Source organism: Achromobacter mucicolens (assembly GCF_029866465.1).
In the GTDB taxonomy this organism is placed as follows: Bacteria; Pseudomonadota; Gammaproteobacteria; order Burkholderiales; family Burkholderiaceae_B; genus Achromobacter; species Achromobacter mucicolens.
The window spans coordinates 2,608,060-2,628,471 of sequence record NZ_CP123364.1 but is presented as its reverse complement, the minus strand read 5'-3'; the positions used below and the strand labels follow the sequence as shown (position 1 = coordinate 2,628,471).

General features: G+C 65.7%; 16 protein-coding genes and 1 pseudogene. 8 read left to right on the top strand and 9 right to left on the bottom strand.

The window, feature by feature from the left end; all coding sequences use genetic code 11:
- Positions 1–108 precede the first annotated feature (108 nt).
- Positions 109–1,329, bottom strand: coding sequence for a radical SAM family heme chaperone HemW (gene hemW, locus QEP15_RS12025; protein ID WP_280148811.1), 1,221 nt, complete (start codon positions 1,327–1,329; stop codon positions 109–111).
- Between the two features lie 34 nt (positions 1,330–1,363).
- The gene (rdgB, locus tag QEP15_RS12020; protein ID WP_056317482.1) at positions 1,364–1,987 is read right to left on the bottom strand and encodes an RdgB/HAM1 family non-canonical purine NTP pyrophosphatase; all 624 of its coding nucleotides are present in this window, start codon (positions 1,985–1,987) and stop codon (positions 1,364–1,366) included.
- A gap of 203 nt (positions 1,988–2,190) precedes the next feature.
- On the opposite strand from rdgB, the gene QEP15_RS12015 reads away from it, so the two are divergent.
- Positions 2,191–4,044 (top strand): EAL domain-containing protein, encoded by a 1,854-nt coding sequence (locus QEP15_RS12015; protein ID WP_280148810.1) that lies wholly within the window; start codon positions 2,191–2,193, stop codon positions 4,042–4,044.
- A gap of 198 nt (positions 4,045–4,242) precedes the next feature.
- Here the strand turns inward: QEP15_RS12015 and QEP15_RS12010 are convergent.
- A pseudogene (locus tag QEP15_RS12010) lies at positions 4,243–5,628 on the bottom strand (methyl-accepting chemotaxis protein); the annotation flags it as partial.
- A gap of 231 nt (positions 5,629–5,859) precedes the next feature.
- Between QEP15_RS12010 and QEP15_RS12005 the strand changes: the two are divergent.
- Together QEP15_RS12005 and QEP15_RS12000 are read left to right on the top strand one after the other, a co-directional pair.
- The gene (locus QEP15_RS12005) at positions 5,860–7,020 is read left to right on the top strand and encodes an acyl-CoA dehydrogenase family protein (RefSeq protein ID WP_152384365.1); all 1,161 of its coding nucleotides are present in this window, start codon (positions 5,860–5,862) and stop codon (positions 7,018–7,020) included.
- A gap of 16 nt (positions 7,021–7,036) precedes the next feature.
- Entirely contained in the window at positions 7,037–8,410 is a 1,374-nt protein-coding gene (locus QEP15_RS12000; RefSeq protein WP_152384364.1) for an MmgE/PrpD family protein, read from the top strand.
- Positions 8,411–8,629: 219 nt separating this feature from the next.
- Here QEP15_RS12000 and rph read toward each other — a convergent pair whose 3' ends face one another.
- Complete coding sequence (gene rph, locus QEP15_RS11995; protein WP_056317474.1) at positions 8,630–9,364, bottom strand: ribonuclease PH; 735 nt, start codon at positions 9,362–9,364, stop codon at positions 8,630–8,632.
- Between the two features lie 184 nt (positions 9,365–9,548).
- Between rph and QEP15_RS11990 the strand changes: the two genes are divergently transcribed.
- On the top strand, positions 9,549–10,481 hold the full coding sequence (locus QEP15_RS11990) for a YicC/YloC family endoribonuclease (RefSeq protein ID WP_056317471.1): 933 nt from the start codon (positions 9,549–9,551) through the stop codon (positions 10,479–10,481).
- A 20-nt stretch (positions 10,482–10,501) separates the two neighbouring features.
- Here the strand turns inward: QEP15_RS11990 and QEP15_RS11985 are convergent, their stop codons facing one another.
- Both QEP15_RS11985 and QEP15_RS11980 read right to left on the bottom strand, forming a co-directional pair.
- Complete coding sequence (locus QEP15_RS11985; RefSeq protein WP_226849462.1) at positions 10,502–11,989, bottom strand: amino acid permease; 1,488 nt, start codon at positions 11,987–11,989, stop codon at positions 10,502–10,504.
- A gap of 229 nt (positions 11,990–12,218) precedes the next feature.
- Positions 12,219–13,718, bottom strand: a complete 1,500-nt coding sequence (locus QEP15_RS11980; RefSeq protein ID WP_369818494.1) for an AMP nucleosidase — start codon at positions 13,716–13,718, stop codon at positions 12,219–12,221.
- Between the two features lie 374 nt (positions 13,719–14,092).
- Between QEP15_RS11980 and QEP15_RS11975 the strand changes: the two genes are divergently transcribed.
- Positions 14,093–14,689 (top strand): C40 family peptidase, encoded by a 597-nt coding sequence (locus QEP15_RS11975; RefSeq protein ID WP_056317465.1) that lies wholly within the window; start codon positions 14,093–14,095, stop codon positions 14,687–14,689.
- A 118-nt stretch (positions 14,690–14,807) separates the two neighbouring features.
- Here QEP15_RS11975 and QEP15_RS11970 read toward each other — a convergent pair whose 3' ends face one another.
- Positions 14,808–15,578, bottom strand: a complete 771-nt coding sequence (locus QEP15_RS11970) for an SDR family oxidoreductase (protein WP_056317463.1) — start codon at positions 15,576–15,578, stop codon at positions 14,808–14,810.
- A 166-nt stretch (positions 15,579–15,744) separates the two neighbouring features.
- On the opposite strand from QEP15_RS11970, the gene gmk reads away from it, so the two are divergent.
- Genes gmk through QEP15_RS11955 form a run of 3 tightly spaced genes read left to right on the top strand, consistent with a single transcriptional unit; the run spans position 15,745 to position 18,942 of the window.
- Positions 15,745–16,377, top strand: a complete 633-nt coding sequence (gene gmk / locus QEP15_RS11965) for a guanylate kinase (RefSeq protein WP_081101052.1) — start codon at positions 15,745–15,747, stop codon at positions 16,375–16,377.
- Between the two features lie 44 nt (positions 16,378–16,421).
- Positions 16,422–16,625, top strand: a complete 204-nt coding sequence (gene rpoZ / locus QEP15_RS11960) for a DNA-directed RNA polymerase subunit omega (protein ID WP_006219679.1) — start codon at positions 16,422–16,424, stop codon at positions 16,623–16,625.
- A gap of 22 nt (positions 16,626–16,647) precedes the next feature.
- Positions 16,648–18,942 carry a RelA/SpoT family protein gene (locus QEP15_RS11955; protein WP_056317456.1) on the top strand — a complete coding sequence of 765 codons (2,295 nt, stop codon included), beginning with the start codon at positions 16,648–16,650 and terminating at the stop codon, positions 18,940–18,942.
- 54 nt (positions 18,943–18,996) lie between these two features.
- Here QEP15_RS11955 and glnQ read toward each other — a convergent pair whose 3' ends face one another.
- Positions 18,997–19,725: a glutamine ABC transporter ATP-binding protein GlnQ gene (gene glnQ, locus QEP15_RS11950; protein ID WP_152384361.1), complete on the bottom strand. Its 729-nt coding sequence runs from the start codon at positions 19,723–19,725 to the stop codon at positions 18,997–18,999.
- The gene (glnP, locus tag QEP15_RS11945) at positions 19,722–20,378 is read right to left on the bottom strand and encodes a glutamine ABC transporter permease GlnP (RefSeq protein ID WP_056317451.1); all 657 of its coding nucleotides are present in this window, start codon (positions 20,376–20,378) and stop codon (positions 19,722–19,724) included. The genes glnQ and glnP overlap by 4 nt, the downstream gene beginning before the upstream one ends.
- Between the last annotated feature and the right edge of the window lie 34 nt (positions 20,379–20,412).

Sequence of the window (20,412 nt, the reverse complement as noted above, 5' to 3'; positions counted from 1 at the left end):
AGGTTTAACCCCGGTATTCCCGGGGGGAGGCAGGTCGGTCTTGGGGAAATGTAGCACCACTATGGTGCAAAAGGTGGGGCACGATCGCCCCATCTTGGTGCTTGCACCTTACAGGAACATTTCCTGCAGGTCATTGAGGAAGCGCCAGCCCAGCGGGGTTGCCCGCAGGCGGGTGGGATCGGCGTCCAGCAAGCCCCCTTTCGAGGCTGCCTCCAATTGGTGCGCAATGACGGCCAGCGACAAACCGGTGCGTTCGTTGAACGCCGTCGCCGCCACGCCGTCTTTCAGGCGCAACGCATTGAGCATGAACTCGAACGGCAGCTCGTCCGGACCGACGTGGCGGCTTTCGGCCAGGTGGCTGCCATCGCGCGCCATCGCGGCCTGCATCCAGGAATCGGGGTTTTTCAGGCGCGCCTCGCGCACGATGCGGTCATGGAACGACAGCTTGCCGTGCGCGCCCGGACCGATGCCCAGGTAGTCGCCGAATTCCCAGTAATTCATGTTGTGGCGGCTCCGGGCGCCGGGCTTGGCGTAGGCCGAGACCTCGTAGCGCGCCAGCCCCGCCGCGGCCAGCTCGGCCTCCACCGCGTCCTGCATGGCGGCGCTGGTGTCATCGTCGGGCAGGTCCTCGGGCGGAAACTTTGCGAAGACCGTGTTCGGTTCCATCGTCAGGTGGTACAGCGACAGATGCTCGGTGCCGAACGATATGGCCTCGCGCAGATCGGCCGTACAGGCCTCAAGCGTCTGGCCGGGCAAGGCAAACATCACGTCCAGGTTGACGCGGGGCGCCGCCCGCTGCGCCATGTCGATCGCCGCGCGGGCCTGCGCGGCATCGTGGATGCGGCCCAGCTTTTTCAACTGGGCGTCGTCAAAGCTCTGAATGCCCAACGAAAAGCGCGTGACCCCGCTGGCCGCGTAGTCCCTGAAACGGCCGGCCTCGGCCGTGCCCGGATTGGCCTCCATCGTGATCTCGGCGTCGGGCCACAGGTTCAGGTACGCCCGCAACATCGCCAGCAGCTCGTCCAGGCCGGCGGCCGACAGCAGACTGGGCGTGCCGCCGCCGATGAAGACGGATATCACCTGCCGGCCCCAGATGGACGGCAGCGACTGTTCCAGGTCGCTGCGCAGCGCGTCCAGATAGGCGCGCTCGGGAATTTCGCCTGGCGCGGCATGCGAGTTGAAATCGCAGTAAGGGCATTTGCGCACGCACCAGGGCACGTGGACGTAGACGGAAAGGGGCGGCAGGCTGGTCAGCGTGGCGCCAGCAGGCACGACGAGGCGCGACTTAGGCGCGCCCATGTCGTTGCGGATGGGAATGGTGATGGACATGCGGAAAATTCCTGGCGCCTTGCCGGCGCCGTGTTCAAGCGTTGCCCAGCTTGCTGAGCAGCTCGCGCAGCGCCCGGGCGCGGTGGCTGACCCGGTTCTTTTCGTCGGGATCCAGCGACGCGGCGGTCAGCGCCATGTCGGGCAGGTAGAAGTGCGGATCGTAGCCGAAACCGTTGGCGCCTTCGGGCACATCGATGATCTCGCCATGCCACAGGCCCTCGCCGATGAGCGGGCGGGGATCGTTCTCGGAACGCACCAGCGCCAGGACCGCCACATACCAGGCGCTGCGGTCCTCGACCGATGCCAGGTTGCGCACCAGCAACGCATTGTTGGCCGCATCGGACTTTTCGCCGCCGTGCATCTTGGCATAGCGGGCCGAATAGACACCGGGTGCGCCATCCAGCGAGGCCACGCACAGGCCCGAGTCGTCCGCCAGCGCGGGCAGCCCGGTCAAGCGGCTGGCGTGGCGCGCCTTGGCCAGCGCGTTTTCGACGAAGGTGACGTGCGGCTCTTCGGCTTCCGGCACGCCCAGTTCGCCCTGAGGCACCAGCTCAATGCCCAGCGGCGCGAACAAGGCGGAGAACTCGCGCAGCTTGCCGGCATTGTTGGACGCCAGGACGACGCGGCGCAGGGAGTCGGGAATCTTGGGGGATGTCATAGGGCGGATTGTATAGGGGCGCGCCTGCGGCGGGCGCGCATTCCACGATGATGGCGCGGGTACCACGCCCGGGTGAATTGCTTGTTGACACTTTTGTAACAGCGCCCGAAGATTGCACGTCAACGATTCGGCGCAACAACGCAGACATATTTTGTTGTCAATATGACCCATCTTGTCACTGATCGTTTCTCAATGCCCCAGCGATGAACTCCATTCACGCTTTGCCACGGCCTGCGGCGGCCCGTGCTCCCCATCACCATCCCGGCGGAGCGCCCGCCCAGGCCAGCCTGGCCGGCATCCTGCGCGAAAGATTGTTGCGTCCGCGCTTCCAGCCGGTGATCGACCTGTCCCACAGCCGGATCTATGGGCACGAAAGCCTGATCCGCGGTCCCGCCGACACGCCCCTGCACTATCCCGATGCCCTGTTCGCCGAGGCGCGCCGTCAAGGCTTGCACCCGCAGCTTGAACTGGCCAGTTTTCGCGCGGGCGCGCGGGGGTTCGAACAGAACGACGCCGCCGGCAAGCTGTTCCTGAACCTGTCCGGCTCTGCCCTGCTCCATTACTGGACCCTCTGGGGCTACGACATGCCCGCCCGGCTGCTCAAGGATTGCGCCCTGGAGCCCGCCAGCATCGTTGTCGAACTTACCGAACAGGATCCCCTGTCTGACCGCATGGCGGACCTGCACAACGCCTTTGCGTGCCTACGCGAAGCCGGCATGCGCATCGCGCTGGACGATTACGGGGTCGGCAATTCCAACCTGCAGCTCTGGGCGGAAACCCAGCCCGAGCTGGTCAAGATCGACCGTTACTTCTTTGACGGCATCGGCCACGACGAGCGCAAGCAGAACATGGTGCGGGCCATCCTGAAGGTGGCCCAGCATCTGGGCACGTCGGTCATCGCCGAAGGCATCGAAACCGCCGAAGACCTGGCCGTCGTCCGTGAGCTGGATATCCGCTACGCGCAGGGCTGGTTCCTGGGCATGCCCGAGGAAATCCTGCTGACCGAACTGACGCCGCCGCTACGGGACTCGCTGCGTTCCCGCACGTCGGCGCCCGTGTCGCAACGCGCCGCCGGCGGCACCGCCGTCAGCCTGCGCGTCGAAGCGCCGGCCGCGCTGCTGACCAAGCACACCAACGATGACGTGCATCGTCTTTTCATCGAGCACAAGAATCTGCACGCCGTGGCAGTGATCGACGCCGACAACCGGCCGGTCGGCATCATCAACCGGCGCGACTTCTCGGAACACTACGCCCAGCGCTACACGCGCGAGCTCTTCGGCCGCGACGCCTGCTCGACCTTCATGAACGCCGAGCCGGTGCTGGTGGATGTCAACGTGTCCATCGACCAGCTGAGCCACGTGCTGATTTCCGAAGACCAGCGCTACCTGATGGACGGGCTCATCATCACGCGCGACGGCCGCTACGACGGCCTGGCCACCGGCGAAACGCTGGTGCGCTCGGTGACCGAGATGCGGATCGAGGCGGCGCGCTACGCCAATCCGCTGACGTCCCTGCCCGGCAACATCCCCATCAGCCGGCACATCGCCACGCTGCTCGAAGACGCCGCCGACTTCACCATCTGCTACGGCGACCTGAACAACTTCAAGCCCTTCAACGACGTGTACGGCTATTGGCGCGGCGATGACATGATCATGCTGACCGCCGACGTCATCAAGCGGCACTGCGATCCGCAGCGCGATTTCGTGGGACACGTGGGCGGCGACGACTTCGTGGTGCTGCTGCGCAGCCCCGACTGGATGGCGCGCATCGAGCGCATCATTGCCGAATTCAACGAGGAAGCGGTGGCCCTGTATGACGAACAGGGCCGCCGCAACGGCGGCATCGAGGCCGAAGACCGTTACGGCGTGCCGCGCTTCTTTCCGTTCGTGACGCTGGGCGTGGGCGCCCTGACCGTCACGCCCTCGTTATGCGAGCGCATCCGCCCTGAGGACATCGCCTCGGCGGCCGCCCATGTCAAGCACAAGGTCAAACACGGGAATCTGTCGCTCGTGGCCGAGCGCTACACCGGCGCCGCCCTGCCGCAACTCACCGGCTGAGGCCTCGCGCGCCGCGGCCTGCGCACCCTGCGCGATCTGGAATTTGGCCACGGCCCGGCGCAGTCCTTGCGCCTGGGATTCCAGCGCCGCCGCGGCAGCCGCCGTCTGCTCGACCATTGCGGCGGTTTCCTGCGTGGCACGTTCGATATCGGCCACCGCATGGTTGACCGACGCAATGCCCTCGGCCTGCTCGGCGGTGGCATTGGAAATCTCGGTCACGATCTGCGTCACGCGATCGACCGAGGCCACCATGTCGCGCATGGTGTCGCCCGCCAGATTCACATGACGCACGCCGGCATCCACGCGCGCGGCCGAATCCTCGATCAGGCCCTTGATCTCGCGCGCGGCCTGGGCGCTGCGTTGCGCCAGCGACCGCACTTCGCCCGCCACCACGGCAAACCCCTTGCCCTGCTCGCCCGCGCGGGCCGCTTCCACGGCTGCGTTGAGCGCAAGGATGTTCGTCTGGAACGCAATGCTGTCGACCACGCCCACGATCTCGCCGATGCGCCGCGCGCTATCGGCGATGCCCTGCATGCTGCGCACCACTTCATCGACGGCCTGGCCTCCGCGCTGCGCCAGCTGCGTGGCGCTCGCCGCCTGGCGGCTTGCCAGGTCCGCGTTGCCGGCGGTCATCTGAACGGTATGGGCCAGCTGGGTCATGTTGGCCGCCGCTTCCTGCAGCGAGCCAGCCTGGCGCGCCGCGCGGTCCGACATATCGGCGCCGCCCGCCGCAATCTCGCCCGAGCCGGTGTGGATCTCTTCCACACCCAGACGGACCGAGGCCACGGCGGCCGACAGCCCGGTCTGCATGCGGCGCATCGCCGAATACAGGACGCCGATTTCGTTGTCGCCGCGTTGCGTGATCACGCCCGTCAAGTCGCCGTCCGCAATGCGGTCAAAGTGCGCCCCGGCCTCGTTCAGCGGCCGCACGATGCTGCGGCGGAATCCCAGCCGGATCAGCACTGCCAGCACCAGGACGAAACCCAGCACGGCCGCCGCCACCACGGTCACCCGTTCAAGCGTGCGGCTTGCGCCGGCCACCGCCTCCTGCCCCTGTTCGCGGGCGTAAGCCTGGTAAGCCTCGGCCTGCTTCACATACGCAGCCCCGCTGGCCGGCAGCGCCTTGTCCGTCAGGCGGTTGACCTCGATGCCGTTCCACCCCTGGATCGCGGTGCGCATCGGCGCGAGCGTCTGGTCGGCAAAGGCGGCATACGCCGTCAGGACCTGGGCAAACAGCGGCGCGCCCTGGGCGCTGTCGTCCGGGTTGGCGCGCAGGCGCGCCAGACTGGCAGCCGCCTGCTTGAGCAGTCCATCGGCCTGAGCCAGCGACGCGTTGCGCGCGTCTTCCAGCCCGCCTTCCATCGCCGTCTTGGCGTCGGTCAGCGCCGCGCGCGCCTGGAACAGACGGCTGGTCATGTCGGCCAGATCGCTCGCCCTTTCGATGCTGCCCCGCCCCAGGGCCTCGATATCCGCGCGGTTGTCGCGCAGGACCGTGATGCCCGCTGCCGCGGCAAGCGCGAACAGCACAACGAACAAGGCAAGAATGGCCGACAGCGCCGTCGTTACCCTCAGATTTTTTCGCATATCCATCCGTGTGTTGCGTGGCCGCCCGTGCGGCAGTGCAACGGATTATGGACACCCAGTTTGGCAATTTCTTGACACAACCTCGGATGGGACGTGTCGCACTGCCGTCATGAACCGGCGCTTTTGCGATCAGGAACCCTGTATTAATGATTTGTGAATTGGCACATGCTCGGCCTTGCGGCACATTCGATCCTGTCCCGAACCATTCCTTCAATCAGAAAAGCCAGTCACATGCTCCAAGCCTCCCACGCCTACCAGGACATCCGCGAAGCCGTCCGCGACCTCTGCGCGCAGTTTCCCTCCGAGTATTTCCGCAAGGTCGACGAAGAACGCGGCTACCCCGAGGACTTCGTGCGCGCCCTCACCGAAGCCGGCTGGCTGGCCGCCCTGATCCCCCAGGAATACGGCGGCTCGGGCCTGGGCCTGACCGAAGCCTCGGTCATCATGGAAGAGATCAACCGAAGCGGCGGCAACTCCGGCGCGTGCCACGGCCAGATGTACAACATGGGCACGCTTCTGCGCCACGGATCCGAGGCCCAGAAACGCGAATACCTGCCCCGCATCGCCGCCGGCGAACTGCGCCTCCAATCGATGGGCGTCACCGAGCCCACCACCGGCACCGACACCACCAAGATCAAGACCACCGCCGTCAAGCGCGGCGACCGCTATGTCATCAATGGCCAAAAGGTCTGGATCTCGCGCGTGCAGCACTCGGACCTGATGATCCTCCTGGCGCGCACCACGCCGCTCGATCAGGTCACGCGCAAGTCCGAAGGCATGTCGATCTTCCTCGTTGACCTGCACCATGCGGTCAAGCACGGCATGTCGATCCGCCCGATCCCCAACATGGTCAACCACGAGACGAACGAACTCTTCTTCGACAACCTGGAAATCCCGGAAGAAAACCTGATCGGCGAAGAAGGCAAGGGCTTCAAGTACATCCTGGACGGCCTGAACGCCGAACGCACCCTGATCGCCGCCGAATGCATCGGCGACGGCTACTGGTTCATCGACAAGGTCACCGCGTACGCCAAGGAACGCATGGTCTTCGGCCGCCCGATCGGCCAGAACCAGGGCGTGCAGTTCCCCATTGCGCGCGCGCACATCAACGTCGAGGCAGCCAGCCTGATGCGCTATGAAGCCTGCCGGCTGTTCGACGCCCACGAACCCTGCGGCGCCCAGGCCAACATGGCCAAGCTGCTGGCCGCCGACGCGTCCTGGGAAGCGGCCAACGCCTGCCTGCAGTTCCACGGCGGCTTCGGCTTTGCCACTGAATACGACGTCGAGCGCAAGTTCCGCGAGACGCGCCTCTATCAGGTGGCCCCCATTTCGACCAACCTGATCCTGTCGTACGTCGCCGAACACATCCTGGGCCTGCCCCGCTCCTTCTGACATGCCAACTTCCGACATGACCGCAGACAAAGACACCCCGCACCTGAGCGCCGAACTCGCCGCCTTTGCCGCCAACCTGCGCTACGAAGACATCCCTGCCCCGGTCCTGCGCCGCGCCGAAGACCTGCTCCTCGATTGCCTGGCGTCCATCCTTGCCGGCGCGTCGGCCCGCGCGGTACAGGCGATCGACCGCTATGCCGCCGCAATGGGTCCGGCCGATGGCCCCAGCGAAGTCCTGATCACCCGCCGCCGCACCACGCCGCTTTTTGCCGCCATGGTCAACGCGGCGGCCGCGCATGTGGTCGAACAGGACGACGTGCACAATGGCTCGGTCTTTCACCCAGCCGCCGTGGTGTTCCCTCCCGCCCTGGCCGTTGCGCAGGCGCTGGGGTCGTCGGGGCGCGATCTGCTTACCGCCGCCGTCGCCGGCTATGAGGTCGGCATTCGCGTGGGCGAGTTCCTCGGGCGCTCGCACTACAAGATCTTCCACACCACGGGCACGGCGGGCACCCTGGCTGCCGCCGTCACCACGGGGCGGCTGCTGGGCCTGTCCCCCGAACAGATGCTCCACGCATTGGGCTCGGCGGGCACGCAAGCCGCAGGCCTGTGGGAATTCCTGCGCGACGCCGCCGACTCCAAGCAGTTGCATACCGCCAAGGCCGCCGCCGACGGCATCACCGCGGCCTACCTGGCGCGCGAAGGCTTCACGGGCGCCCGCCACATCCTGGAAGGCCCGCAAGGCATGGCGGCCGGCATGTCCACGGACGCCGATCCCAGCCGCCTGTGCGACCGTCTGGGACAGCGCTGGGCGCTTGCCGAGACCTCATTCAAGTTCCATGCCTCGTGCCGGCACACGCATCCGGCGGCGGACGCGCTGCAACAGGCGCTGCGCGACAACGACCTCACCGAGGCCGACGTCGAGCGCGTCGTGGCGCATGTTCACCAGGGCGCCATCGACGTCCTTGGCCCCGTCGTCAATCCGCAGACGGTGCACCAATCCAAGTTCTCGATGGGCACGGTGCTGGCGCTGATCGCGCGCCAGGGCCGCGCGGGTCTCGCGGAGTTCGACGCAGGCCTCGACGACCCCGGCGTGGCCGCCTTCCGCGGCAAAGTCGAAATGGCCCTCGACCCGGAAGTCGACGACGCCTATCCGCAACGTTGGATCGGCAAAGTCACGGTCTACACCCGCGACGGCCGCGTGCTGCATGGCCGCGTGGACGAACCCAAGGGCGATCCCGGCAACACGCTAAGCCGCCCCGAAATCGAGGACAAGACGCTCAGCCTGGGCCGCTACGCCGACGCGGCGACAGAGCAGGAACTGCGCGGCCTGATCGCGACGATCTGGGGGCTGGAGAAGCTGGGCAAGGTTGAGACGCTGCTGCCGCGGTAATTCGGGCGTCTCTGCAAGGTGTCTGACACCCTGCGGGCACAACCGTCAATTGCCGGCTGTCTCACCAGTGTGTCAGACACCGTGTCGTGATTGTGGGCGACGCTGCAAGGTGTCTGACACCCTGCGGGCACAACCGTCAATTGCCGACTGTCTCACAAGGGTGTCAGACACCGTGTTCGCACGAAACACCGTGCTCGCACGGCGCCCACTTCGCGTGGCTTACGCTAGCGCGGCGCGTTGCGCCTTCACCAGATTGGCGATGCCGTTTTCCGCCAGCACCAGCATCGTGTCCAGCTCCCCGCGCGTGAACGTGGCGCCTTCGCCAGTGCCCTGCACTTCCACGAAGGCGCCGCTGCCCGTCATGATGACATTCACATCAGCGTCGCAAGCCGAGTCTTCCAGGTAGTCCAGGTCCAGCACCACCTGCCCGCGCACCAGGCCCACGGACACCGCGGCCACCGCGTCGCGGATCGGGCTGGCGGCCAGGTCGCCGCGCTTCATCAGCAGCGCCACCGCGTCGGCAGCCGCCACCCAGGCCCCGGTAATGCTGGCGCAGCGCGTGCCACCGTCGGCCTGCAGCACATCGCAGTCCAGATGCAGGGTACGTTCGCCCAGCGCCTTCATGTCGAACACGGCGCGCAGGCTGCGTCCGATAAGGCGCTGGATTTCCTGCGTGCGGCCGCTTTGCTTGCCGCGCGCGGCCTCGCGGTCGCCGCGCGTGTGCGTGGCCCGCGGCAACATGCCGTATTCAGCCGTTACCCAGCCTTCGCCCTTGCCCTTCAGAAAAGGCGGTACCTTGTCCAGGACGCTTGCCGTACACAGCACGTGGGTGTCGCCCGCCTTCACCAGCACGGAGCCTTCGGCGTAACGCGTGAACCCGCGCTCCAGGCTGAACGGACGCAGTTGGTCGGCGGCGCGGCCCGACGGCCGGGCGATGGTGGGGATGGTGGTCACAACGGGCTCCAGACTTGGCTTCGATTCGCGGCATTGTACGGGCAGGCGCGCCGGGACAATCGCGCTTGGAGTATCCTGCCGCGATGTATCCGGTTGAAAACACAGACCCGCAGCCCAGACCCTGGGCGCCGCGGGCCCCGGCGCAACCGGCTCCCACCTCAGGAATTACCAGGACTCGCACACCATGATCCGCAGCATGACCGCCTTCGGCAACGCCCGAGCAGACTTAGAACAAGGCACTCTCGCCATAGAACTGCGCAGCGTCAACAGCCGTTTTCTCGACCTGTATTTCCGCCTGCCCGACGAGCTGCGCCACGTGGAAACGCCGCTGCGCGAACTGCTGACGGCCAATCTGGCACGCGGCAAGGTCGAAATCCGCGTGTCCTTCACCCGTGCGGCCAATACCGATCTGTCCAAGCTGGATCCCGCCTGGCTCGACAGCCTGGCCGAACAGCTGCAGGCCGCGCGCCGCATCATCCCGGACATCGCCTCCCCGCGCCTCGCCGAACTCTTCAACTGGCCCGGCCAGCGCGGCAACGATGCGCTGGATCCGCAGATCTGGGGCGCCGCCTGCCTGCAGGCCGCCCAGCAAGCGCTGACCCAGCTCCAGGAAGGCCGCGAGCGCGAAGGGGAGCGCCTGGCCGGCATGATGCGCGAATGCGCCGACGGCGTCGCGCGCGTGGTGGACATCGTGCAGGCGCATCTGCCGCAACTGCTGGCCGACCACCGCGACCGGCAGGCCGCCAAGCTGCGTGAAAGCGTGGAATCCGCGTTCCCCGGCGGATTCACGCATATTTCCGGCGCCGAACTGTCCGAGCGCCTGTCCCAGGAGGCCAACCTCTTTGCCCTGCGCATCGACGTAGCCGAGGAACTGTCACGCCTGCGTTCTCACCTGGAAGAACTGCGTCATCTGCTCTCGGACGGCGGCGGCAAGGCGGCGGCCGGCAAGAAGAGCGCCGGCAGCGCGGGTAAGCGGCTGGACTTCCTGTTCCAGGAAATGAACCGCGAAGCCAACACGCTGGGCTCCAAGGCAGGCAGCATGGAAGTCACCCGCGCCGCCATGGACCTGAAGCTGCTGATCGAGCAGATGCGCGAGCAGGCGCAGAATATCGAGTAAGGGGCGCCACGCCCCCCGCTTTACCGGCTCTCGCCGATCGCCGGTTCGCCCCGCAGCGCCGAATCCAGGTATTGGCTGCGGGCGCGAGCGTCCGGAAAGCGCATGTCGCGGTAGCTGACGAACCGCGAACCGCGCGTCAGCCGGTAGCCCGCCCAGATCAGCAGGAAGAGCGGAATGCCGATGTAGGTGGCGACCACGCCGCCCCAATCGATCTTGTCCTGCAGGAATGCCTGGTAGTTCTGGCCCAGCGTGATGATCAGGCACAGCACGAACGCGAAAATCGGTCCGAAGGGAAAGAACGGGGACACATAAGGCAGATCCGCGAGGCTGTTGCCCTGCTTCACGTAGCCGCGGCGGAAACGGTAGTGGCTGATGGCGATGCCCAGCCACGCGATGAATCCCGTCATCCCCGAGGTATTGAGCAGCCAGATATAGACGGCGTTGGGGCTGAAGATGAACGTGAAAAAGCACAGCGCCGCCACGACGGTGGTGGCCAGCAGCGCCCACAGCGGCACGCCGCCGCGCGAGATGCGGCCAAAGATGCGCGGCGCCTTGCCTTCCCGGGCCAGGCTGTAGAGCATGCGCGTGGCCGCGTACATGCCGGAATTGCCCGCGGACAGCACCGACGTCAGCACCACGGCGTTCATGACGGACGCGGCGCCCAACAGGCCGGCGCGCTCGAAAATCAGCGCGAACGGGCTGACGCTGATGTCCTCGACGTCGTTGCGCAGCAGGTGCGGATCGGTATAGGGAATCAAGAGGCCGATGACCAGGATGGCCGCCACGTAGAACAGCAAAATGCGCCAGAACACCTGACGCACCGCGCGCGGCAGATTGCGCGCCGGATCCTTCGATTCGCCCGCGGCGATGCCGATCAGTTCGGTGCCCTGGAAGGAAAATCCCACCACCATGGCCACGCCGATCAGCGCGGCGAAGCCGCCGGCGAACGGCGCGTCGCCCACCGTCCAATTGGCCAAGCCGCCCGTCTCGCCGCCACGGATGATGCCCAGCAGCATCATCACGCCCATCGTGACAAAGGCCAGCACGGCAATCACCTTGATGAGCGCGAACCAGAATTCCGCTTCGCCAAAGCCGCGGGCGGACATGGCGTTCAGACCGAATGTGATCGCCAGGAACAACGCGCTCCAGTAAAAACCGGGCACGTCGGGAAACCAGTACGCCATGACGAGCTGCGCCGCCACCAGGTCGACCGCGACGGTCACCGCCCAGTTGTACCAATAGTTCCACCCCAGCGCGAAGCCGAAACCATCCTCGACATAGCGCGCGCCGTAGGTTGAAAACGAGCCCGACACGGGCATGGCGGCCGCCAGTTCGCCCAGGCTGGTCATCAGGAAATACACCATGATGCCGATCAGCACGTAGCCCAGCAGCGCGCCGCCCGGGCCGGCCTTGGCGATGGTCGCGCCGGATGCCACGAACAGGCCGGTGCCGATCGACCCGCCCACCGCGATCATGGTCAGGTGGCGCGCGGACAGCGTGCGCCGCAATTCGGACGGCCTGCCCGCGTGCGCTTTGCGCGTGCCGCCGGAGCGGCGGTCATCGTGTTCCGATGGAGCCAAAATGCGTTCCTTCACGTCTGGATGACGCTCGCGCAACGCCGCGCGAACGCCCTGGGATTACCGAGCAACGCGCGAGAATAGCGCAATCGGCCCCGACATGAAAAATCGCAGGCTGCGGGGGACGGATCAGCCGTTCAGCCTTCCGGCAGCGGCCCCTTTATTGAAACGCTGTTTCCATGAACGTGCGCAGCTTGCGCGAATGCAGCCGCTCGGGCGGCATGTCGCGCAGGCGCTCCAGCGCCCGGATGCCAATCTCCAGATGCTGGTTGACCTGACGCCGGTAGAAAGCGCTGGCCATGCCCGGCAATTTCAGTTCGCCGTGCAGCGGCTTGTCGGACACGCACAGCAAGGTGCCGTAAGGCACCCGAAAACGAAAGCCGTTGGCCGCGATGGTGGCCGATTCCATGTCCAGCGCAATCGCGCGCGACTGCGCAAAGCGTTCCACGAGATCGACGTGGTCGCGCAACTCCCAGTTGCGGTTGTCGATTGTGGCGACGGTGCCCGTGCGCATGATGCGCTTCAAGTCCCACCCGGACAGCCCGGCCACTTCTTCGACCGCCTGCTCCAGCGCCACCTGCACCTCCGCCAGCGCCGGGACCGGCACCCAGGTGGGCAGATCGTCGTCCAGGACATGGTCTTCCCGGACGTAGCCGTGCGCCAGGACATAGTCGCCCAGCCGCTGGGAATCCCGCAGGCCCGCGCAATGGCCCAGCATCAGCCAGGCGTGCGGGCGCAGCACGGCGATGTGGTCGGTGATTGTCTTGGCGTTGGACGGCCCCACGCCGATATTGACGAGCGTGATGCCGGAATGATCGCCGCGCACCAGGTGATAGGCGGGCATCTGCGGCAGGCGCACCGGCTGGACTTCATCGCCAGGACCGCTTTCGCCGCGCCGCGTGATGCGGTTGCCGGGCTCGACCAGCATTTCATAGTCTTCGTTGCCGCTGGCCATCAGGGCGCGGGCCCGGGCGCAGAACTCATCCACGTAGAACTGGTAATTGGTGAACAGCACGAAATTCTGGAAATGCGTCGGCGCGGTCGAGGTGTAGTGCTGCAGCCGGTGCAGCGAATAGTCCACGCGCTGCGCCGTGAAAGGCGCGAGCGGCTTGGGCTCGCCGTCCTTGCCGCGCCACGAGCCATTGACGATGGCATCATCCGTGACCGCCAGGTCCGGCACGTCGAACAGGTCGCGCAGCGGACGCTTGAGCGCCTCGAGGTGCTCGCCCTCCACGTAGGCGCCCTCGGGAAAGGCGAAATGCAGCGGAATCGGCGAATCGGACTCGCCCACTTCGACCGCGACCCGATGATTCTGCAGCAACTGGCCAACCTGCTCGATCAGGTAGTCGCGGAACAGCGCCGGCTGGGTGACAGTGGTTTGGTAGTAGCCCGGTTCGGCCACGTGGCCATACGAAAGCCGGGTGTCGATGGGGTCGTAGGTTTCCACCACGATGCGGATGGCCGGATAGTAGGCGCGGAATCGCGCGCTGCCGTTGCCAGTGCCTTTCAGGACCTCGCGGAACGCGGTACGCAGGAACGCGGTGTTGCGCGCATAGATTTCAACCAGCCGGTCGACGGCGGACACGGCGTCCTGGAAGGGTTCGAAGGGCAAGGCCTCGGGCCGGTTCATGGAGGACAAAGGGTGCACTGCGTTCATCATTGAGCTTTACTCCGCCTTCTTTTTTGTCTTGCCTGCAACCTCGGCCGCGCGCGGCAGCAACGCCGCCGGGCCGATGCGGTCGATTATGCCCGAGGCGATGGACATTGAAATGTCATGCGGCGTTATTGGCGGCCGTATGGTTGCCGCCCAGCCGCGCACGCGCCAGAACTGCCAATGCTGTTACGTCGCGCGGTGGGCGTGCGGTAACAGCGGGCGGTGGATTATGCTGCATTGCACTACAAATGTAATGAAACATTATTACACTATAATCATGAGGCGTTTCTTGCGTTCCGCCTGTAAACCGCTCCCCTTTCCGCCGGCTTGCCTATCAAGGCAAAGCCATGCCGCCCACTCCGATTTTTTGAAGTGACGTAATGACGCCGCCCACGCGAAAGTTTCGCTTTACCCAATTCCGCACGCCCGCATTTCTGTCAGCGCCCCTGTTGGCCCTGACGCTGTCCTGGATTCCCGGCGCCGCCCACGCCTCGCTGGCCGCCGAACAAGCCCGCCCCACCCTCAGCGGCCTGCGCCTGGCGCAAGAGCCCACGGTCCTGACGCTTCGCGAACGCGTTGTGCAGGCCGGCCTGGAGGCGATCGGCACGCCCTACAGCTGGGGCGGCGACGACGCCGACGGCTTCGATTGCAGCGGCCTCGTCCTGTATGTCTTCCGTGAAATCGCCGGCCTGGAACTGCCCCGCACCGCGCGCGCCCAGCGCAGCGAAGGCAAGACCGTCTCGGCCAAGAAGGAATTGCGCCCCGGCGACCTGGTGTTCTTTGCCACCCGCGGACGCGGCGTGACGTCCCACGTCGGCATCTATATTGGGCAGAACAAGTTCGTCCACGCGCCGCGCCGCGGCACGAAAGTCCGGGTGGACGACATGAAGACCGCCTACTGGTCCAAGCGCTACCTGGGCGCCCGCGCCTACCTGGATACCCCGCCCAAGCAATTGCTGGCCCAAGCGTCGCGCTAAGCGCGGGGCCGTTGGACGGCGTCTGACCGGCGCCGGGGGAGATCAAAAAAAACGCCGGCATGCGCATGCCGGCGTTCTCGTGGCTGGCCTTCCTGGCCAGGCGTGCCACCCAGCCGGTTCAGCCCCGGCCCACGAAGGGCATGTTGGTGGCCATGAGCGTCATGAACTGCACGTTGGCATCCAGCGGCAGACGGGCCATCGCGGCGACCGCCTGCGCCACGTGAGCGACGTCCATGCGCGGCTCCACCTTGGTGCTGCCGTCCGCCTGCAGGATGCCCGCGGCCATGCGCTCGGTCATTTCAGTGGCGGCGTTGCCGATGTCGATCTGGCCGCACGCGATGTTGTACGGGCGGCAATCCAGGGAAATCGACTTGGTCAGCCCCGTCACCGCATGCTTGGTGGCGGTATAGGCGATGGAGAACGGCCGGGGCGCATGCGAGGAAATCGAGCCGTTATTGATGATGCGGCCGCCGCGCGGATGCTGCGCCTTCATGATGCGGATGGCCGCCTGCGCGCACAGGAACATGCCGGTCAGGTTGGTGTCCACGACCTCGCGCCACACGGCAACCGGCAATTCCTCGATCGGCACGGCCGGAGCGCCCCGCCCCGCGTTATTGAACAGCACATCCAGACGGCCGTATTCGCGCTGGGCGGTGTCGAAGAGATCGCGGACCGCCTGCTCGTCGGACACGTCCGTGGGCACGACCAGCGCCCGCAACCCGTCCTCGCCCGCCGCCGTTCGGGTGGCTTCCAGCGGCTCGCGCCGGCGGCCAGCCAGCACGACCCGGTAACCCTGCGCCAGGAATTCCAGCGCGACTGCGCGGCCTATGCCGGTACCGGCGCCCGTGACCAGGGCGACGCGGGGCGGATCGATCTCGTTCGTGTTCATCGGATTCTCCGTCTTATGAATGCGCGAAATCCTACCCGAATCGCTTTACGGATGCTGCAAGCGAAGGTTCCAAGCGCAACACACTTTCAACATTCCGGCGCGCGCGGCCACCCGCGCGATTTGCTATTCTTCGAGTCTCAGCATCACACGCCGGTCACATTCATTCATGCACGCCACTCCCGGAAACGTCTTCATGGTCGTCGCGCCCAGCGGCGCCGGCAAGTCCAGCCTCGTGAAGGCCCTGCTTGCCCAAGACCCCTCCATCCTGCTTTCCATCTCCTGCACCACGCGCGCCCCCCGCCCCGGCGAGGAAGACGGCCGCGAATACCGGTTTGTGTCGCTGGACGATTTCAAGCGCATGCGTGAAGGCCAGAACCTGCTGGAATGGGCCGAGGTCCACGGCAATTTCTACGGCACCCCGCGCGACCGCATCGACGAGGCCACCGCCCAGGGACGCGACGTGCTCCTGGAAATCGACTGGCAAGGCGCGCGCCAGGTAAAGCAGCGTTTTCCCCGCGCGATCGGCATTTTCGTGCTGCCGCCGTCCATCGACGAGCTCGAAAGCCGCCTGAAGGCGCGCGGCCAGGATGAGCCGCACGTGATTGCCCGCCGGCTCATGGCGGCAGGCGGCGAAATCGCCCACGCGCCTGAATGCGAATATGTTATTATTAATCAAGAATTTAGCGTAGCCCTGTCGGAGCTGACCCAAATCGTCAGCGCCGCACGGCTGCGCTTTTCGTCTCAGGCCGCCCGCCACGCCGAGTTGTTTGCGCAACTTGGCATCCCGGCCGAACACTGAGCCGAACGCATTCTCTCCATCATCCATCAGCACCAGGTGTCCTAATGGCTCGCATCACTGTCGAAGACTGTCTGAATCAAATCCCCAATCGTTTCAAGCTCACGCTGGCCGCGACGTACCGCGCCCGTGAATTGGCGCAAGGCCACGCCCCGCGCCTGGACAGCAAAGACAAGCCCACGGTCACTGCCTTGCGCGAAATCGCTGGCGGCCTCACCGGCGTTGAAATGCTGCGTAAAGTTCCCACCTGATACGCGCCGGGGGGCTGCAAGCATGGCTTTTCCCGGGCTGAAGTACGCTTCATCTGGTCTGCTTGCCGCACTGCGTGCCGGCTCCCGTCTCGGGCGCCGCACGGGCAAGAAAGACAAGAATTCCCCTACACCACCGTCCGTCGCCGCGCAAGAAGCGGCGGACGCGACCGGATCTCCGGTCGCTTCGCTGGCGCCGCTGACCGAAATCATCGGCAGCTATCTCGACAAGAACGATGTTGAGCGCGTGCGCGAAGCCTATCGCTTCGCGGACCAGGCGCATCTTGGGCAATTCCGCGCCAGCGGTTCGCCCTACATCTCTCATCCCATCGCCGTCACCGAAATCTGCGCAGGCTGGAAGCTCGACGTCAACGCGCTGTCTGCCGCCCTGCTGCACGACGTGATGGAAGACCAGGGCATCGCCAAGCACGAACTGGCCGAGAAATTCGGGCCGGAAGTCGCAGAGCTGGTCGATGGCCTGTCCAAGCTTGATCGCCTGGATTTCGCCACCAAGGCCGAGCAACAGGCAGAGAGCTTCCGGAAAATGCTGTTGGCGATGGCGCGCGACGTGCGCGTCATCCTCATCAAGCTGGCCGACCGCCTGCACAACATGCGCACGCTGGACGCGGTCAATCCCGAAAAGCGCCGCCGCATCGCGCGCGAAACGCTGGACATCTATGCGCCCATCGCGCATCGGCTTGGCCTGAATCTGCTGTTCCGCGAGCTGCAGGACCTGTGCTTTGCCGCGATGTACCCGAATCGCTACCAGGTGCTGTACAAGGCGGTCCTGGCGGCGCGCGGCAACCGGCGCGAGGTCATCACCAAGATCGCCGATTCCGTGCGCGCCGCCCTGCCGGCCGCCGGGATCGAAGCCGAGGTCAGCGGCCGCGAGAAGACCCTGTTTGGCATCTACCGCAAGATGGTCGACCAGAAGAAGTCTTTCTCGGACGTGCTGGACATCTACGGGTTCCGCATCGTGGTCCATACGCTGCCCGAGTGCTATCTGGCGCTGGGCACCCTGCATCAGCTGTTCCGCCCGGTGCCCGGCAAGTTCAAGGACTACATCGCCATCCCCAAGGTGAACGGCTACCAGTCCCTGCACACGACGCTGGTCGGCCCCTACGGCACCCCGGTCGAATTCCAGTTCCGCACGCGCGACATGCACCATGTCGCCGAGGAAGGCGTGGCATCCCACTGGCTGTACAAGGGCGCGGACCTGACGCTCAATGACCTGCAAAAGCGCACGCACCAGTGGCTGCAGTCGCTGCTGGACATCCAGAGCCAGACCGGCGATTCCGGCGAATTCCTCGAGCACGTCAAGGTCGATCTGTTCCCGGACGCCGTGTACGTGTTCACGCCCCGCGGCAAGATCATTTCCCTGCCCCGGGGCGCCACGCCCGTCGACTTTGCCTACGCCATCCACACCGACATCGGCAACCAGGCGGTCGCGGCCAAGGTCAACGGCGAATTCGTGCCGCTGCGCACCGAACTGAGCAGCGGCGACACCGTCGAGATCGTCACGTCGCCAGCCTCGCGTCCCAATGCGCAATGGCTGAACTATGTGCGCACGGGCCGCGCGCGCTCGGAAATCCGCCACTACCTGCGCACGGTCAAGTACGAAGAGTCCGTGGCCTTCGGCGAACGGTTGCTGGCCCAGGCCATGCAGGAACTGCACATGCCGCTGCCCGCCACCGACGACCCCGGCTGGCAAAAGCTGGCGCGCAGCACCGGCGCCAGCTCGCGCGAGGAAATCCTGGCCGACATCGGCCTGGGCAAGCGGCTGGCCGCGGTGGTTGCCCGCCGCTTCGCGCCGGAACACCAGCTTGTCGCCACCACGGCGGCCGCGGTGGACGAACTGACCTCGGCACGCAGCGCTCCCATCCTGATCCAGGGCAACGAAGGCCAGGCGGTGCAACTTGCGCCTTGCTGCGGCCCGCTGCCGGGCGACCCGATCGTGGCCGGCATGCGCATGGGTCATGGGCTGGTGGTGCACACGGCCGATTGCCCCGTCGCGTTGCGCCAGCGCCTGCGCGAACCCGAGCGCTGGATCAACGTGGGTTGGGATGCGCAAACGGCCAAGCATCTGGCCACGCGCCTGGACATCGTCACCCGCAACGAACGCGGCGTGCTGGGCCGGCTGGCGGCGGAAGTCACCGCGGCCGATGCCAACATCGTGCATGTCACGATGCACGACGACGCCGTCGCCACCGTGTCGCTGCACTTGACCATCCAGGTCGACAGCCGCAAGCACCTGGCGCAGGTCATCCGAGCCATCCGGCACGTGCCGCAAGTGCAGAAGATCGTCCGCGTGAAGGGTTGACGCGTGACCCCAAGAAAAAAGGCGTCCGGCCACAAACCGGACGCCTTTTTCTTTTCAGGTCACGTGCTGCAGGAAGTCTTTCAGACGCTGGCTGGGCGGATTGCTCAGCAATTCTTCCGGCGGTCCGTCGTGCGCGATCTTGCCTGCGTCGATGAAGATCAGCCGGCTGCCGACCTTGCGCGCGAATTCCATCTCGTGCGTGACGACCACCATCGTCATGCCCTCCTCGGCCAGATCGCGCATGACCTTGAGCACCTCGTGGCGCAGCTCGGGGTCCAGCGCGGACGTGGGCTCATCGAACAGCATCAGCTTGGGCATGATGGCCAGCGCGCGGGCGATGGCCACGCGCTGCTGCTGCCCGCCTGAGAGTTCGGCCGGATAGTGCTTCATGCGTTCGGCCAGGCCCACCTTGGCCAACAGGCTCTCGGCCAGCTCGCGCGCCTCGGCGCGGCTCTGGCCGCGGGTATGGATGGGTCCGAACATGACGTTTTCCAGCGCCGTCATCTGCGGGAACAGATTGAACTGCTGGAATACCATGCCGGCTTCGCGCCGGATCTCGCGCACCGTCGCCGCATCGCCCTTCACACTGAGACCATCCACCAGCAGATCGCCGTCGTTGATCGTCTCCAGCACGTTGATGCAGCGCAGGAAAGTGGACTTGCCCGACCCGGAGGGCCCGACCACCACCACGACCTCTCCGGCATCGATGTTGAGCGAGATGTCGTTCAGCACCGTCGAGTCGCCAAAGCGCTTGGTGACGTTATGAAATTCAACCATGCTCATATGATGCGCATCCTCTTTTCGACCAGATGCAGGGTCAACGCCATCAAGCCCGTGAGGATCAGGTAGATGATCGCCACCGCGGACCAAATTTCGACCGCCCGGAAATTGCTGGCCATGATTTCCTGCCCTTGCCGGGTCAGCTCCGCCACGCCGATCACGATGAACAGCGAAGAATCCTTCAGGCTGATGATGCACTGGTTGCCCAGCGGCGGAATCATGCGCCGGAAGGCGACCGGCCCGATGATGTGCAGCAGGATCTTGTAAAAGGGCAGGCCCATTGCCTGCCCTGCTTCCTTCAGTCCCTTGTGGACCGACAGCAGCGATCCGCGCACGATTTCCGAGATGTACGCCCCCGAGTTGATGATGAGGGTGGCGATCGCCGCGAATTCGGCGTCCACCCGGATGTCCGCCAACAGCGGCAGCGCAAAGTAGATGAACATGACCTGCACCACGATCGGCGTGCCGCGGATGACCGCGACGTACACCTGCGTGATGCCCGAGAGCACCGCGTTTCCGTAGGCCCGCGTCACGCCCGAAAGCGCGCCGAGCAGGAAACCGCCCGCCAGGCCCCAGAAGGTGATCTTGATGGTCATGAGCGTACCCGTCAGCAGATTGGGTAACGCGTCCTCGATGACAGCCCAGTCAAACTCCACGATCTTCCCCCAATGGCGCGCGCGGGCGCGCCCA

Coding starts and splice junctions, on each gene's coding strand:
- QEP15_RS11970 (WP_056317463.1), bottom strand. CDS start 15,578: ATGAACACGAACGAGATCGATCCGCCCCGCGTCGCCCTGGTCACGGGC.
- hemW (WP_280148811.1), bottom strand. CDS start 1,329: ATGTCCATCACCATTCCCATCCGCAACGACATGGGCGCGCCTAAGTCG.
- glnQ (WP_152384361.1), bottom strand. CDS start 19,725: ATGAGCATGGTTGAATTTCATAACGTCACCAAGCGCTTTGGCGACTCG.
- QEP15_RS11980 (WP_369818494.1), bottom strand. CDS start 13,718: ATGATGAACGCAGTGCACCCTTTGTCCTCCATGAACCGGCCCGAGGCC.
- QEP15_RS11990 (WP_056317471.1), top strand. CDS start 9,549: ATGATCCGCAGCATGACCGCCTTCGGCAACGCCCGAGCAGACTTAGAA.
- QEP15_RS12015 (WP_280148810.1), top strand. CDS start 2,191: ATGAACTCCATTCACGCTTTGCCACGGCCTGCGGCGGCCCGTGCTCCC.
- rpoZ (WP_006219679.1), top strand. CDS start 16,422: ATGGCTCGCATCACTGTCGAAGACTGTCTGAATCAAATCCCCAATCGT.
- gmk (WP_081101052.1), top strand. CDS start 15,745: ATGCACGCCACTCCCGGAAACGTCTTCATGGTCGTCGCGCCCAGCGGC.
- QEP15_RS11975 (WP_056317465.1), top strand. CDS start 14,093: ATGACGCCGCCCACGCGAAAGTTTCGCTTTACCCAATTCCGCACGCCC.
- rdgB (WP_056317482.1), bottom strand. CDS start 1,987: ATGACATCCCCCAAGATTCCCGACTCCCTGCGCCGCGTCGTCCTGGCG.
- QEP15_RS12005 (WP_152384365.1), top strand. CDS start 5,860: ATGCTCCAAGCCTCCCACGCCTACCAGGACATCCGCGAAGCCGTCCGC.
- QEP15_RS12000 (WP_152384364.1), top strand. CDS start 7,037: ATGACCGCAGACAAAGACACCCCGCACCTGAGCGCCGAACTCGCCGCC.
- QEP15_RS11955 (WP_056317456.1), top strand. CDS start 16,648: ATGGCTTTTCCCGGGCTGAAGTACGCTTCATCTGGTCTGCTTGCCGCA.